A 15,795-nucleotide genomic window follows, 5' to 3' on the forward strand; every position below is an offset into this window, starting at 1 on the left:
CATTTCATGTCCCCCCCACCACTCCCATTTGTCCACGAGATACCGCCGGGAAAGACGAGCTGAGCACCCTTGAGTAGACATGCCTCCACGTACAGACGTCTGTTGCAGATCGTGGCAGGAGGACTATGTCTCATCCTCTTCGTCTCGGCGTGCACTCGAGGTGACACCTCACCCGAAGACGCGAAGACCGCGGATTCCTCCGCAGTCGCCTCCAGCAGCTGCAAGGAGCCCGAGAAGAAGGTCTCACAGACCCTATCCAGCGGAGCGACCTGGACGATGTGCTGGGGTGTTCATCCCGATTTCGGCCTCAGTCTCTCCGAAGTCTTCATCGCGCCCCCTGGCAAAGACCCGATCAGAATCATCGATTCTGCCTCCATCGCTCAGCTGGAAGTCCCGTACGACACCGGAAAACGCAATACATCGGATATCACTGCGGCCGGCTTCGGCGGCCGCAAGATGAAGACGCTGAAGGCCGATGCTTGCGCGGGAGACCTGAACTCGATGGAGATCCCGAAGATCGGCGACGGCAAGTACGGAGAGAGCGAGACACGCAATGTCCTGTGCACCGAGGTCATCGACGACGGACTCGCCTATCATTCGAGTGATCTCGTAGCACCAGCCTCCGACCGCAAGAACGCCCTGCGACTGTCGACGGTTTCGCGAGTGGGCTGGTACGAGTACGTCTCTCAGTACACATTCGGCTCGGATGGATCCATCGACGTGCAGCTCGGGGCAACCGGCGACCTCTCGCCTGCCGACTACACGGACAAGGACCACGGTTGGGACGTCGGAGACGATGAACATGCGGCAAGTCATTCGCATAACGCCGTCTGGAAGGTCCGTTGGGGACTCGGAGGCGAAGGCGGAATGAAGGCACAGCAGTTCGACGCCACACCGACGGGCGAATCCGGACCGGAATCACCGATCATGACCGGAAAGCTCAAGGATATCGAGCACCCGGCTCTCGCACGATGGAAGGACCGCCGTTGGTGGCGAGTCCTCAACCCTGATGTGCTCAACGACGACGGTCATCCCATCTCCTATGAGATCGATACCGGAAAATCGGACTCATTCGAGTTCGTCGATGACGTCGAACATGCCCACTCCCACGAGGAAGAACCCGGGTACGACGTCGGCTTCACGAACTTCAACGAATGCGAACAGTATGCGACGAACAATCGAGGCGATTGCGGCCGTGGAGTCCCTGAGTTCGTCGATGACGGCAAGGGTCAGAAGCTCGACGACGTCGTGTCGTGGGTCGCTGTCGGATTCCATCATGTCCCCCGCGATGAAGAGCAGTCGCCCATGGAGATGCACTGGCAGGGGTTCAAACTGCTCCCCCGTGATCTCACCGCTCAACGATTCGACATTCCCGAAGGGCATGAAGAAGTGAACGGTGTCCCCGACTCCGAATGGAATCAGGAACCGACGAATTGATTAGCTACTGTTTAGTAGCAAATGGAAGATATGCCGCTTGGAGCCTGATGAATTGTCTGGAAAAATCGTCTTGAAGAACGAGATTAGCATTGCAGGGAATTTCAGTTACAAGGTAGGCTGATTTTGCTGACCTAGCATATTAGCTACTTGGCAATCGCATGAAAGTACCTCAGAGCGGAAATGCGATAACTCCTGAGCGCACGCAGCTTCCCGTGCGCTCGGGAGTCCTCATATCTATTAACTACAGCCGGTCTACACTAGTAATGTGGCATGGTCGTCGACCCTGATGTTGCCCGAGGTGCCCCTGAGATCGGCGGCCGGGTTCCAGGCGATCCCGAGAGACGATTCGTCCACGCGGTCGACGGTCATGCGATCGCGCTGACCGGACCGCACGACCAGAGCTACGAAAGACCCTGGCCGCCGAGGCGGGCCCGCATTCTGGCACTGGCATCGTTGAGTCCCACAATCTCTACATGCTTTCCATAGTGCTCGTACTTGTCGGTCACAGAGTCCAATGCAGCGATCGTCGAAGCATCCCAGAGATGAGACTGGTGCATGTCGATGATGACGCGCTCAGGGTCTTCGGCGTAGTCGAACATCGTGTACAGGTCGTTGGAGGATGCAAAGAACAGTTCACCGTTGACGGTGTAGCGGACACTCGGACGTCCGTCAGATTCCACGATCTCACGGTTGACGCTGACGAAGTGCGCCACTCGATTGGCGAAGGCGACCATGGCCACGAGCACGCCGAGAATCACTCCGATCGCCAGATTGTTCGTCCATACAGTCGCAACAACGGTGACCAACATGACGGTGGTCTCTGACTTCGGCATCCGCTTGAGAGTGCTGGGGCGGATGGAGTGCCAGTCGAAGGTCGCCCAGCACACGAAGATCATGACCGCTACCAATGCGGCCATGGGGATCAGCGCAACGATGTCGCCGAGGACTACGACGAGGATGAGCAGGAAGACACCGGCGCAGAACGTCGAGATCCGTGTCCGAGCCCCCGAGGCACGGACGTTGATCATGGTCTGCCCGATCATCGCGCAGCCGCCCATGCCGCCGAAGAACCCGGTGACGATGTTGGCCACGCCCTGCGCCCAGGACTCTCGAGTTTTGTTCGAACGGGTATCGGTGACATCGTCGACGAGTTTGGCCGTCATCAGTGATTCGAGCAGACCGACCAGGGCCATCGCCACCGCGTAGGGGGCGATGATCTTCAGCGTCTCAAGTGTCAGCGGCACCTGTGGAACAAGGAGGGTCGGCAGCGACTCAGGCAGCTGTCCCTTGTCACCCACATTGGGAACATCCCAGGCGAAGAGCACGACGAGAAGGGTCAGGACGACGATGGCGACCAGGGGCGCCGGCACGATGGACGTGAATTTCGGGAGGACGAAGACGATGATGAGGCCGAGCAGACACAGTGGGTAGACCAGCCACGGGACGTCGAAGAGTTCGGGCAGCTGGGCAATGAAGATGAGAATGGCCAGGGCATTGACGAATCCGACCATGACTTGTCGGGGGATGAATCGCATGAGGCGAGCGACCCCGACCAGTGCCAGAATCACCTGGATCAGACCTGCCAGGATGACGGTGGCGATGAAGTAGTCGGTGCCGTGCGAGGCCACCAAGGGTGCGATGACGAGCGCCACTGCACCGGTCGCCGCAGAGATCATTGCCGGGCGTCCGCCGAGGATCGCCACAGTCACGGCCATCGTGAATGATGCGAAGAGTCCGACTCGCGGGTCCACGCCGGCGATGACGGAGAAGGCGATCGCTTCGGGAATGAGCGCCAGACCGACGACGAGCCCGCCCAGAATCTCGGTCTTGAGCCAACCGGGCCGCTTCAGCGTCCGGAGCACACTTTGGCGCTCCTCCGGTGTCGGATTGAGCCGCGCACTGTCTGAAGGCAGGGTGGTGGACACAAGGGGCTCCTAGAGGCAGGAAGAAAACGGGAAACGAGGGTGTGCCGGGAGTCGTCACGAACCTTCACGGCACGTCAGGGTTCGGAAACAACATTAACGTTGCGTTAAAGTTGGTGCAAACCAGTTCCTGCGGCCGGCACAAGACCGGAGCGAGTCCGGAGCGAGACCACAGCGAGTCCGGCACGAGTCCGGAGCGAGACCACAGCGAGTCCGGCACGAGTCCGGAGCGAGACCACAGCGAGTCCGGCACAAGTCTAGAGCGAGACCGGAGGCGACGAAAGGGTGCATGGCATGCACATCGGCGAGATGACGGAGAAGTCGGGGTTGTCCTCACGGACCCTGCGACACTACGAAGACATCGGACTCATTCCAGCCACGGGCAGAACCGAGGGCGGTTTCCGGGTCTACACCGATGAGGACTTTCGGCGCCTGATGACGATCCGGCGGATGAAGGCCCTCAGCTATTCCACCGCCGAGATGGGTGAGCTGCTGGCCCACCTGGACATCCTGGAGGGCGACTCACCCGAGGAGGAACGAGTCGAGGCTCGGCGAAAACTGCTGGCACTGCTCGACGATGCCGATGCCAGACGTGAGAAACTCGCTCGCCAGGTCGAGCGCGCCGACGAGTTCCTCGGCATCCTCCGTCATCGCCTCGGCTGAGGAACGACGGCTCGCGACTGCCCCAACGCGGCCGACCCCGACTCACTCACATCTTCGGTGCCCACCCGAGCTTCGGTCCGATCTCGGTCGCGAGCTGGTGGAGGATGTGCCTCCAATCCTCGAGTTCGAACTCGAAGGGCAGCTCGAAGAGGTAATCATCGGACTGCGCGAACGCCGGATCGCTGAGCAGCCGATCGACGATCTCCTCGTTCGACCCCAGCACATCGGTGGCGATGATCGTGTTCTTCCCATGGACCTTCTTCGTCCGCGGAGTCCTGGCCTCCGCATAGTCGCGATACCTCCTCACCTGGTGGGGGCTGGCACCATCGGTGGGGACGATGACCCGAGCGATGCTGACTCGGCCTTCGCCGCTCGAACCGTCAGCTCCGGCGTCACCGGTCCTGGCCTTGCGGAAAGTCTGGATCTGGTTGGCCTGGTTGAGCGAGAAGTCCTCGATGCCGTCCTCGGCGGAGGAGATGTTGCTCATCAGCCAGTTGAGCCCGGCACCTCCGGCCCAGGTGGCTGATTTCAGAGAACCACCGCCGTACCAGAGCCGGTCCGAGAGCCCTGGTGAGTTCGGTTCGACTCGTTCGGAATCGATGTCTCCCCCGAACCCCTGGTACTCGGGCTTCTCTCGCACTGGAGCTCCGGCGAGGAAGTCCCTCAGCCGTTCGATGCGTCTGTAGCTGAAATCGCTGCCACTCCAGCCCTCATCGAAGACCAGATCGTTGACCTCCTCGGTGAATGCAGGAGGATGTACACTCAGCCCGGGAAGCACTCGCCCTCCGGAGAGCACATCGGCGACAGCGAGGTCTTCGGCCAGGCGGTAGGGGTTCTCATGTCCGACAGGAATCACCGCGCTCCCCAAGCCGATGCGCTGCGTATGCTGGGCCAGCGCGGCAAAGTACACCGCCGGAGACGGCAGACCGTACTGCATGTGCCGGGTACGCACCCAACCGCTGTCCAGGCCGAGTTCCTCTGCAAACCTGAAGAGCTCGATGCCCTCCTGCAGCCCCCGCGCCGGGTCCCTGCGATCAAAGGGAACCAGATGGATGAAGCCCAGGTGATCGAGTGGCCGTGTCGTCTGTGTGCTCACGATGTCTCCCCATAACGTCTCACTGAGGCGCCTACCTCAGGTAGTTGAACTATCAATTCATACCAGCATCGCCTGAACGTCGGCCGTCATACCGATGCAGTGGCGAGCTCGCGTCCTCATCTCCGTGACGGCGCTGCGGTTCACGCCCACCCGACAACGAGGCGGGCCGCCTCGGCGGGGATCGTCGGGTCCACCCCGGTCAGGTCGGCGAATCGGCGCAGGCGGTTGGCCACCGTATTGCGATGGCAGAACAGCTCGGCGGCACTCGCCCCGATGCTCCCCGAGCGCAGGTAGGTGTGCACGGCCTCGACGAGGCGCTCTCGTTCGCCCTCTCCGCAGACGGCGAGCGCCCGTTCGACGTCGGTGACGATGGAATTCCCCGCCGCGTTCAGCGCCTGAGCGGCCAATCTGGCCCACCCGCGCTCCCAGGTCATCGCCCCCACCTCGGCGGCGGTGAGCACCTGCGCAAGATCCCGAGCTGTCAACGCTGACCTGCGCAGGGACCCGATTCCACGGGTATTGACCAGGCCCACCCGCGCCGCGGCGAGCCGACGTCCGACCGTCTCCAATCGCGACCCGGAGAGCTCGGATGACCCGGTGAAGGCAATGAGGACATCGCCGAGGTGGTGCGTGAACATGGTCCCGCCCGCGCGCTCATGATCGGACACGAGAACCCGCAGCGCCGAGGTGTCCTCACCGCGCGCGGCCACGACCAGCAGCGGGCCGTCCGGGTCGAGGCCCAGCGCCGAGGCGATTGTGGCCAGACGCTCGTCCGTCGGGTTGAGATCATCGAAGAGTCCCGCGATGAGCCCCTGCCGGACGGAGGATTCCTCCTCGCGCATCCGCTCCCGCTCTGCCGTGTAGGCATGCTGAACCTGGGAGACGTATTCGTCGACGGTGGAGAGCACGATCCCGGTGTGCCGGATGACGAGCTCCGCATCATCCTGCGTCGCGACCCTGGTCAGGGCCTCCCATAGGACGTTGAAGTCGTGTCTGATCGCCGTCATCAGCGCCTCCAGCGGAATCCCGGCACGAGCGCGAGAGACCCCGACCTCCGTGGACACCGCAACCGGGCCGTCGAAACCGCCGGCGCGCAGGCCCTCGACGAGAGACTGGAATGAGACGAGCCCGGTCCGTCTCAGCTCCGAGACCGGAATCGGTGCGGGATCGTAGCCGGGCACCCTGACGACTCGGGACATGAACCGTTCGGTGAGCTGCTCGAGATCGAGGGCGTCGAGGAGTTCGATCCAGCGCTGACGGTCACCGGGCAGCGGCTGATCCTTGAGCTGTCTCTCGTGTGTTGGCGGCATCGTCCTAGACTATGTGCGTAAGGCTGTGCAGATGCACAATAGGCAACCGAGATCTCGGGGCAAAAGATACTCGAAATCGTGCGATCTCACTCTGTAGTGTTCTAAGTTACAGGTTGAATGCCCTAGCCGACCATGCCCTGCAACCCAACCCTGCCACCCAGTCCCGCACTCGATGGAGAGAAACATGAGCCACACCGATCCCACAGCTGCGGCGGAATACTCCGCAACTCATGAACTCAGCGTCAAAGACGCCAACAAGGTCGCGCTCGGCGCCCTCCTCGGCACCGCGCTCGAATGGTACGACTTCTTCCTCTTCAGCGCGGCTGCGGCACTGGTCTTCAACGTGCAGTACTTCACCAGCGAGAACGCCACTGCCGCTGCGCTGGCATCCTTCGCAACCTTCGGCGTCGGACTCGCCGCCCGTCCCATCGGCGGACTCATCTTCGGCCGCATCGGCGACAAGCTCGGCCGCCGTCAGGTCCTCATGGTCACGATCGTGGGCATCGGCATCGTCACCGGCCTCATCGGTGCGCTCCCGACCTACGCCGCGATCGGCTTCGCGGCACCTGTCCTGCTCGTGCTCCTGCGCATCCTGCAGGGACTCTTCGTCGGCGGCGAGTGGTCTGGCGCTATGACGCTCGTCGTCGAGAACGCCCCGCTTCACCTGCGCGCACGCTACGCCGCAATCCCGCAGATCGGCTCGCCAATCGGCACGATCCTCTCCTCCGGCGGCTTCTTCGTCATGACCCTGATCCTGTCGGCGGACAGCTTCAGCGCCTGGGGCTGGCGCATTCCGTTCCTCGCCGCCATCCCACTCCTCCTCGTCGCCGTCTACATCCGCAGCCGCCTCGAAGAATCCCCGGTCTTCCGCCAGCTCGAGGATTCCGGCGAGCTCGAGAAGAGCCCCGTGCGCACCACCTTCCGCGACAGCTGGAAGCAGATCATCGTCGGCATGGCCGCGGCCCTCCTCGGCGTCGGCGGCTTCTACCTCGTCACCGCATTCTGTGTCTGGTACGGCGTCAACGTCCTCGGCTACGACGATTCGCTTCTGCTGTTGGGCAGCATGGTCGCCGCCGCTGTCGAGATCTTCGCCCTCATCTGGGGCGGATCGCTCGGAACGAAGTTCGGGGCCAGCAAGGTCATCCTGTGGGGCGGCATCGCCTCGGCCGTGGTCTCGGTTCCTGCCTTCCTCATGTTCGCATCCGGGAACCCGGTTCTCGTCGTCCTCGCCATGACCCTGGCCGTCGGCACGCTGTCACTGCCCTACGCCGCCTCGGGCACAGTCATGACCGGCCTGTTCCCGGCCAGCACCCGCTACACCGGTGTCGCCCTGGCACAGAACGTCGCCGGCATGATCTCCGGATTCATTCCGCTGCTCGCCACCGGGTTCGTCGCCGCGGCGGCCGATCATTGGTGGCCGGCAGCCGCGATGCTGGCCTTCCTGTCCCTGTTCACGGCCTTCGCCGGAGCCATCGCACCGCGCCTGAGCGTCGACCTGCCCGGCTTCAAGCACTGAGGACAGACGGCGCAGCGCCAGCACTCCCGCCACCAGCGTTCCCACCACCAGCACCCATCTGCACTCACCATCACGAAAGGGCCCACACGCATGTCCCGCTCGGCCGGTCACCTCATCGTCAACACCCTGGAGAACGCCGGAATCGAGCGGATCTACGCGGTCCCCGGCGAAAGCTACCTCGACGTCCTCGACGGACTCTACGACTCTCCCATCGAGACCGTCGTGTGCCGGCAGGAGGGCGGCGCAGGGTTCATGGCTCTGTCCGAATCACGGCTGACGGGGCGACCCGGAATCGCCATGGTCACCCGTGGTCCGGGCGCCGCGAACGCGATGATCTCCGTGCACACCGCCTACCAGGACGCCACCGCGCTCGTCCTCTTCGTCGGACTCGTGCCCATCGCGGACCGCGCCCGGGAATCGTTCCAGGAGTTCAGCCTGCCCGAGTGGTTCTCCTCCACCGCGAAGAAGGTCATCATCGTCGACGACGAGCACCGTGCCGGTGACCTCACGGCCGATGCTCTGCGCATCGCCGCCTCCGGTCGCCCCGGTCCCGTCGTCGTGGGTCTGCCCGAGGACGTCCTCGTCCGCCTGACCGACTCACCAGCAACGACGCCTGCTCCGATCGCCGAACCTCACCCCTCGGCCATCGACCTCGAATCGCTGAGCGTGCGCTTGGCCGCCGCGCAGAAGCCGGCCTTCGTCCTCGGTGGGGACGGGTGGCACGAAGGCCACGGCCGCGCACTGCTCGACCTGGCCGCCTCGGCGGGAATCCCGGTCTTCTGCGATTGGCGCGCCTACGACGCCGTCCCCCACACCGGACCCGCGTGGGCCGGTTGGTTGGGATATGGCCGCACCGAGGCGGTCGCAGCCGGATACGGTGATGCCGACCTCCTCGTCTTCGTCGGCGCCACCCGATCCGATGTCGCCAGCGACGGCTACACCCGCGGTTTCGACGCGGAGACCGTTGTAGTGGGGCTCGACCCGGAGGCGACCCAGCATGCCGGGCGCATCGACCAGCAGATCCTGGCCTCCCCACGCAGTTTCGTCACGGCTCTGACCTCGATCGATGCCTCAGACCTGCGCGGAGAACGCAACGACGCGTGGATGCAGTCGCGTTCAGACGTGCAGTCCCAGGTCGCCGAGCACAGGCCCGACGCCGAGGTGGCTGGTGCTCGTCCTCGAACTGGGGTCGATCTCGGGGTCGCGTTCGGGATCCTCGACGACCGCCTCGGCGGCTCTGCGGTTCTGACATACGGAGCCGGCAATGCCACGATCTGGGGCCACAGGTTCATCCGGCATCTTGAGCCGGCGAGCCTCGTCGGCGCCCGCAACGGAGCCATGGGCCTTGCCGTTCCCGGTGCGGTCGCGGCCTCGCTCGTCTTCCCAGAGCGTCGCGCGGTCGCGATCTGCGGTGACGGTGACTTCCTCATGAATGGGCAGGAGCTGGCCACGGCCTTCGCTCACGGGGCGAAGCCGCTGATCATCGTCGTCGACAACGGCGTGTACGGCACAATCGTCCAACACCAGGACAACCACTATCCCGGACGTCCCTCAGGCACCCGCATGGTCAACCCCGATTTCGCAGTATGGATGTCCTCGTTCGGCGGGCACGGCGAACGGGTGGAGAGGACCGAGGACTTCGAGGCCGCGCTCGACCGAGCCCTTGCTGCGGACGGTCCGGCGCTCGTCCACGTCCTCATCGACCCCGAGCTCATGCCCCCGGCCGTCGACGAGATCGCGGCCTGACGAGATCCCGGCCGTCGACGAGATCCCGGCCTGACGAGATCCCGACCTGACGATTCCCCGACCATCCACGACAGTCCCCACAACCCCGCCAAGGACGAACAATGACGCAGACTCCCCGCTCGCAGACTCCAGCTTCTTCACCAGCGACTACGCAGACAGATAGGGACGATGAGTTCCTCGCCGACTGGTCGGTGCATTCGCGCTTCGGCGCCGTCGAGGGAACGAACGGCGTGGATCGGCAGGCGGCGAGCGCGGCCGACGGTGAGCAGCGCAGATGGTTCGCCGAGCTGCTGGACAAGCATGGGTTCAGCGTCCACCGGGATGCGATCGGCAATCAGTTCGGTCTGCTCGAGCTCGTTCCCGGCGCCCCGTATGTGCTGACCGGATCGCACATGGATTCGCAGCCGACCGCCGGCCGCTTCGACGGGGCGTATGGCGTCATGTCCTCGGCCCACGCCTGCTTCGCCGTCGCCGATGAGCTGCGCGCCGAGCCGTCGAAGGCGAAGTACAACCTCGCCGTCATCAACTGGTTCAACGAAGAGGGCTCGCGCTTCAAACCGTCGATGATGGGCAGCAATGTCTTCACCGGCAAGGCCGAGCTCGAGGCGGCACTGGCCACCACCGATCCTCATGGTGTCACCGTCGCCGAGGCGCTCGATGCGATCGGCGAGCGCGGAGACTTCACCGCGCCGGAGATCGCGGCCTATGCCGAAATCCATGTCCAACAGGGCCGCAGCATGGAGGAGGACGGGGTGACGATCGGCCTCGTCAACGCCACGTGGGCTGCTCATAAGTTCGAGTTCCGCGTCACCGGAGAGCAGGCCCACAGCGGTTCGACGCTGATGGGTGATCGTCGCGATGCACTGCTGGGTGCCGCCCGGCTCGTCGTCGCCGCGCGTGAACTCGTCGACGAATTCGAGCCCGGGGACCTGCACACGGCGTGCGGTGAGCTCAACGTCTACCCCAACTCCCCGGTCGTCGTCGCCAGTGAGGTCGGCCTGCTGCTCGACCTGCGCTCCCCCAGCGCCGAGGTGATCGCCGCCGCCCACGAATCCCTCATGTCCACGGTCGCCCGGGTCCGCGAGGAGGTCGGTGTCGAGATCGAGATCGTCGCAGAGCACAGCTGGGATCAGAACCCGTACTCCGAAGATGGGGTCGAGCTGGCACGATCGGCAGCCGAGGACCTGGGACTCACCTCGGCGCGGGTGATGACCGTGGCCGGACACGACTCGACGAACATGAAGGACACCGTGCCCACGGTCATGCTCTTCGTGCCCAGCGTCGGCGGCGTCTCCCACAATCTTCAGGAATTCACGAAGGACGAGGACCTCGTGTCCGGCCTTCACCACCTCACCGAAGTGGTGCGACGACTGGCCGCTGGCGCGCTGAGCTGAGCCGAACTCGCCCCTTTCGCTTCCGCTTCCGCTAGCCAAAAGTGCACTGGTAGAGCACAAATGCTCTACGTGAGCACTTTTGGCTAGCGGGAGTCAGGGTCCGAAGCACCCGGGACACATAGGTGCGTCAATTGATGGGCTCGACGTCCTGGTTCTCGTCGACGAGCTCTTCGGCCAGCGTCTCCCACTTGTCATAGGCGCCGGGATGTCCTGAGCCCTGGACCGCCTGGGCCGCGGCGCCGGGATCCATCGTCTCCCACCCCGCGATCTGGAGCAGCCCCGGGTTCGGGCACTCTGGATTGACTCCGTAGAAGGACTTCGAGGCGTACACCGCATCGGTGATCTGCCCGTGGGTACCCCAACCGTATGAGGGTCGCTGCTGGAACAGTCCGGCAGAGTCTTTGTCACCGCTGTCGAGATTCCGCAGACTCGATTCCTGCAACGCGGTCATGACTGCGATCTTCTGAGCCTGCGCCGAGAGATCAGCGCCCTTGCCGACGGCGATGATGGTGCGAGCATTGTCGATCTTCTCCTGCGAGAGCTGGCTGGTGTCCTGGGGCCTGGCACCTTCACCGCCATCAGGTGCCTTGCTCGTAGGAGGAGAAGCCTTGCTCGTAGGAGGAAGGGTCTCCGCAGGCACTGCGGTCGCCGCAGACGCGCCACTGGCGAGGAGGCCTGCGGAAAGAGCGGTCACCGCTAATGCTCGTGCAAGTTTCATCGGTTCTGATTCTCCTGAAATCTGCTCAATAGAGCAATGGGCATTGTGTTGAGCGGCAGGTCCGCGCGAAGTATCCACATCCGAGAGACACACGGCCCCCTGAAAACTCGCCCAGACTCCAGCCTCTCGAAGGGACAATGTCGCCTGCAACGAACACGGAGCTAACGGCTGTTGAATTGTGCTGATCCCGCGGCGTGTCGAAGCCGCACTGCGGTCGACTCTGCACTGCGGCCGACGCCGCACCACGGTTGACGCCGCACCACGGCCGACGCACTGCGACCGACGCACTGCGGTCGACACCGCACTGCGGTTGACGCGCTGCGGCCGACGCTGCGCTGCGCGTAGCTGCATCACGGTCGACACCGCACTGCGGTCGACTCTGCACCACGGCCGAGGCCGAAACAGTACTCTTGCCCCATGGACTCGACACTGCCTGAGGAAGCTGCCCGGGCAGTCGAGTCGTATCTGCGGATCGCCGACCGACTGCTGCCGGGTGCGGTCACCGCATGCGCAGTCGGTGGGTCCATCGCCCTTGATGCCTACCGACCGGGCCGCAGCGATATCGATGTCATCGCTGTCCTCAGCGATGAGTGGAGAGTCCACCGCAGCCTCATGGCACGCTTGAGGCTTCTGCATCTCGCTCAGGTGCCCCGCCTGACCGTCCGTGCTGCACGCGGTATGGGGTTCAGCGCATGCTGCAACACGGTATTCGTCTGGCAGTCCGAGATCACCCGTGCGGTGACTGAGATCCACCCGGTCGCGTCCCACGTCGGCGAGGTCTTCGTCTCTCAGGGCGCTTTCGACGTCAATCCGGTGATCTGGAAGGAACTCGTCGACGGCGGCATCTCCGTCCGCGGCGGCCCCGTCTCGGATTGGAATCTCGACTCCGAGCCGGGTGAACTCCGCAACTGGGTGGCGCGCAACATCCGCGAGTATTGGGCACCGCTGGCTGAAAGCGCACGCCGAGGTCGACGCACCTTGTCAGCTGGAGCTGTGGAGTGGTGCCTGCTGGGGCCGGCGCGAATGCACCACACCCTCCTGACCGGGGAGATCATCAGCAAGGAGGATGCCGGGCGGCACGCGCTCGAGGCTTTCCCTGACCACTCGGCGATCGTGCAGGTTGCCCTCGCCCGGCTGCGAGGCGATCCGCTTCCGACAACCCCACCTCGTGATCAGTGGCGTGCACTGACTGCATCGGCGATGAGGTCGATCATCGCCGACTCCCCAGCGAACGACCTCATTTGATATCGTCGACGTCCTGGTTGTCATCGACGAGCTGCGCGGCAAGGGGTTCCCACTTCGCGTATTCGTCGGGGAATGCCGAGGACTGCACGCCCTGCGCGGCCTGACCCGGGTCGATGTTCTCCCAGTTGCCGATCTGAGTCAGGCCCGGATTGGGACTATCGGGGTTGACTCCATAGAACGACTTCGAGGCGAAGACGGGATCCTCCACCTGCTCAGCCGATCCCCAGTTCATCGAGGGGCGCTGCTGGAATGCTCCGACGGAGTCACGATCCCCGCCGTCGAGATTCTGCAGGCTCGACTCCTGCAGTGCGGTCATCACGGCGATCTTCTGGGCCTTCTCGGACAGGTCCGCCCCCTTACCGACGCCGATGATGGTGCGAGCAGTCTCGATCTGCTCGGAGCTGAGCTCATCCGGATCGTCGATGCCCACGGCTGTGCCGTCGCCCTGGCCCTGACCGGCGCCCGAGACGTTCTCGCCCGGCTGGTCGACGGCTCCTGTGATCGGACCCGCCGCGGCCGAGGTCGCCGCACCCAGGGAGAGACCCCCTGCGATGACGGCAGCGGACAGTGCAGTCACCGCAAATTTGCGCACGCTTTTCATCTGTTCTCACTTTCCTGTTGGATCGGGCGAGCTGCCCGGACGGCGTCCTGATCGGATTCGGCACACATCTGCTTCCTGCTTTCGGCACAGGGATGCTCCGGTAATCGCCTCACACCACACTGTCGGACGCAGGAAGGCGGTTCAATGCCGAGACGCTCATAGGTGACTTAGTCTCGCCGCAACGAATCGGAAGGGACTGATGAGCATCAGCTCAGAATTCGCTGGATGCTCTGCGGCACCGCGGGGCGCCCGCACGCATCCGTGACCCGGGTCTCGGCCCGCCCATCGGGCCACTCGAAGGTGCGGGTCAGGCTCCATTCAGGCGCGCGTCCGTCTACCTCACAACCTCGCGTGATGTGTTGTCGATACGGCGGGTCCAACCGCGACCGTCGAGGTGTTCGAGCAGGGGAATGACGACGCGTCGCGTGGTACCCAGAGCCTTCCTGGCCGCACTTGTCGTGAACGGCTGGTCCAGTCCCGCAAGCAGTCGCATCGCCTGTGCCGGCGTCCGTGGTGACACAACCACACCGTCACCGAGGCGCAGGAGCCGTCCCGCGGACTCGGCGACTGCAAGCTCCCGCACTCCCAGTCGGAGCTCTCGCAGGTCATCGGCCTCGGGAGCCGCGAAGGGATTGGCCGCCAAGCGTCGTTCCACCTCGGCGACGCCTGCCTCCGCCGGACCCAGATCGGCGGTGTGCCCGGGCGGGCGGACCATGCCCTTGACCGTATCGAGGCCGGCGCGAGAGGCGATGGCAGCGACGAGTTCCTGACCGCCGCCGTCAGGCAATGGAGGGTCGACCCGGCGCAGCTGTTCGGCCAGTGCTTTTTCGGGTACACCAGCAGCCAGAGGCTCTGCCGCAAGCTTCGCCTTCACGATGGTCCCGGCGTCCTCGACCCACTTCTCGAGTGTCGGCCTGTGGACGAGCCATCCTCCGGCGATCTCTTCAACGCCCTCGACGCCGTCGGGAAGCGTCAGTCCGAAGCGGACCAATCTGGCCCGTTCGACGGCTCCCCGGCGGGCCACCTCGGCGAGGATGTCTCCGGTCTCCGGACGATCGGTCAACTCACGAGCTCGCCTGGTGCCAGCACCTCTGCGGCTCAGTTCCGGCGGGTCGACGTCGACGATGATGACTCCCGCGAAGACGTTGCGGCTGCCGGGGCTGCGCAGCACGATCCGGTCCGTGACCTGCAGCGGCAGCGGACGCTCGAGTGTGAGGCGGGCGTGGTCGCCGTCGAACGGCCTCATGTGCACCGGGACCGCGGCGGTTCCGATGTGGAGCATGAGTCCGTGCACGCCCTCGTCGAGTGGCTGGCCCATGGTTCGGCGAACGTCGATGTTTTCGACGATCGGCCAAGCATCGTCGTTGATGAGAGCGTCACCGCGGTGGATGTCATCGGCCGCGACCTCGCGCAGATTCACGGCGACGCGGGTGCTGGGGGCGATCACCTCGGCGGAGGAGTTCCGACTCTGCAGACCACGGACGGTCGTCGCCTCGTCCGAGGTCTCCCCGACGAGGCGCAGACGATCACCGGTGCGCAGGGTTCCGGCTGTGAGCGTGCCGGTGACCACGGTGCCGGCGCCCTTGATCGTGAAGGCACGGTCGACCCATAGCCGCAGTCGGGCCTCCACGTCAGGGGCCGGCGCTTCGGCGGTGACCTTGTCCAACGTTGTGATGAGCGCGTCCATGCCGTCCCCGCTGGTTGCCGAGACCGGAAGCACGGGAGCATCGGCCAGCGGTGTGCCCCGAAGTTCGGCTCTGATCTGGGCCTCTGTCGCTGCGACCGACTCGGGGGCGAGGTCCGCACGGGTGATGACGACGAGGCTGCGGGTGATGCCCAGCGCGGTAATCGCGTCCCGGTGGTCACTCGACTGGGCCTGCCACCCCTTGTCAGCTGCGACGACGAGACACACGATTGGAGCCGGGCCGACGCCTGCGAGCATGTTCGCGAGGAACTTCTCATGCCCGGGAACGTCGACGAAGGCAAGTTCCCTCCCGGACGGCAGAGTCGTCCAGGCGAAGCCGAGGTCGATCGTCAGACCCCGCTTCCTCTCCTCTGCCCACCGGTCCGGTTCCATGCCGGTCAGGGCGTTGACCAGGGTTGACTTCCCGTGATCGACGTGGCCAGCGGTTGCGAGAACGTACATC

12 protein-coding genes are annotated in these 15,795 nt (G+C 64.4%); 6 read left to right on the forward strand and 6 right to left on the reverse strand.

The genetic code is table 11. The features are described 5' to 3' along the window. The first annotated feature begins 111 nt into the window (after positions 1-111). The gene (locus ACE03M_RS15375) at positions 112-1,437 is read left to right on the forward strand and encodes a copper amine oxidase (RefSeq protein WP_485935346.1); all 1,326 of its coding nucleotides are present in this window, start codon (positions 112-114) and stop codon (positions 1,435-1,437) included. Positions 1,438-1,838: 401 nt separating this feature from the next. Here ACE03M_RS15375 and ACE03M_RS15380 read toward each other — a convergent pair whose 3' ends face one another. Then, the gene (locus ACE03M_RS15380; protein ID WP_485934902.1) at positions 1,839-3,362 is read right to left on the reverse strand and encodes a SulP family inorganic anion transporter; all 1,524 of its coding nucleotides are present in this window, start codon (positions 3,360-3,362) and stop codon (positions 1,839-1,841) included. Positions 3,363-3,653: 291 nt separating this feature from the next. Here ACE03M_RS15380 and ACE03M_RS15385 point away from each other — a divergent pair, with 291 nt between their 5' ends. Continuing rightward, complete coding sequence (locus tag ACE03M_RS15385) at positions 3,654-4,022, forward strand: MerR family transcriptional regulator (RefSeq protein WP_143922669.1); 369 nt, start codon at positions 3,654-3,656, stop codon at positions 4,020-4,022. 46 nt (positions 4,023-4,068) lie between these two features. Here ACE03M_RS15385 and ACE03M_RS15390 read toward each other — a convergent pair whose 3' ends face one another. Both ACE03M_RS15390 and ACE03M_RS15395 read right to left on the reverse strand, forming a co-directional pair. Continuing rightward, complete coding sequence (locus ACE03M_RS15390) at positions 4,069-5,118, reverse strand: LLM class flavin-dependent oxidoreductase (RefSeq protein WP_485934903.1); 1,050 nt, start codon at positions 5,116-5,118, stop codon at positions 4,069-4,071. Positions 5,119-5,258: 140 nt separating this feature from the next. Further along, the gene (locus ACE03M_RS15395) at positions 5,259-6,428 is read right to left on the reverse strand and encodes a PucR family transcriptional regulator (protein ID WP_143922671.1); all 1,170 of its coding nucleotides are present in this window, start codon (positions 6,426-6,428) and stop codon (positions 5,259-5,261) included. Positions 6,429-6,612: 184 nt separating this feature from the next. On the opposite strand from ACE03M_RS15395, the gene ACE03M_RS15400 reads away from it, so the two are divergent. From ACE03M_RS15400 to ACE03M_RS15410, 3 genes are all read left to right on the forward strand, one after another. Beyond that, positions 6,613-7,944, forward strand: coding sequence for an MFS transporter (locus ACE03M_RS15400; RefSeq protein ID WP_143922672.1), 1,332 nt, complete (start codon positions 6,613-6,615; stop codon positions 7,942-7,944). 90 nt (positions 7,945-8,034) lie between these two features. Beyond that, positions 8,035-9,690: a thiamine pyrophosphate-dependent enzyme gene (locus ACE03M_RS15405; RefSeq protein ID WP_485934904.1), complete on the forward strand. Its 1,656-nt coding sequence runs from the start codon at positions 8,035-8,037 to the stop codon at positions 9,688-9,690. Between the two features lie 101 nt (positions 9,691-9,791). After that, complete coding sequence (locus ACE03M_RS15410) at positions 9,792-11,084, forward strand: M20 family metallo-hydrolase (protein WP_485934905.1); 1,293 nt, start codon at positions 9,792-9,794, stop codon at positions 11,082-11,084. 127 nt (positions 11,085-11,211) lie between these two features. On the opposite strand, the gene ACE03M_RS15415 is transcribed toward ACE03M_RS15410, so the two are convergent. Beyond that, positions 11,212-11,802: a hypothetical protein gene (locus tag ACE03M_RS15415; RefSeq protein WP_485934906.1), complete on the reverse strand. Its 591-nt coding sequence runs from the start codon at positions 11,800-11,802 to the stop codon at positions 11,212-11,214. Positions 11,803-12,219: 417 nt separating this feature from the next. On the opposite strand from ACE03M_RS15415, the gene ACE03M_RS15420 reads away from it, so the two are divergent. Next, complete coding sequence (locus ACE03M_RS15420; protein ID WP_485934908.1) at positions 12,220-13,047, forward strand: aminoglycoside adenylyltransferase domain-containing protein; 828 nt, start codon at positions 12,220-12,222, stop codon at positions 13,045-13,047. On the opposite strand, the gene ACE03M_RS15425 is transcribed toward ACE03M_RS15420, so the two are convergent. Both ACE03M_RS15425 and selB read right to left on the reverse strand, forming a co-directional pair. Beyond that, on the reverse strand, positions 13,040-13,648 hold the full coding sequence (locus ACE03M_RS15425) for a hypothetical protein (protein WP_485934910.1): 609 nt from the start codon (positions 13,646-13,648) through the stop codon (positions 13,040-13,042). The genes ACE03M_RS15420 and ACE03M_RS15425 overlap by 8 nt on opposite strands. 334 nt (positions 13,649-13,982) lie before the next feature. After that, positions 13,983-15,794, reverse strand: coding sequence for a selenocysteine-specific translation elongation factor (gene selB / locus ACE03M_RS15430; RefSeq protein WP_485934911.1), 1,812 nt, complete (start codon positions 15,792-15,794; stop codon positions 13,983-13,985). Between the last annotated feature and the right edge of the window lies 1 nt (position 15,795).

The sequence above is a fragment of the Brevibacterium sp. AGC70 genome (genome assembly GCF_057334195.1).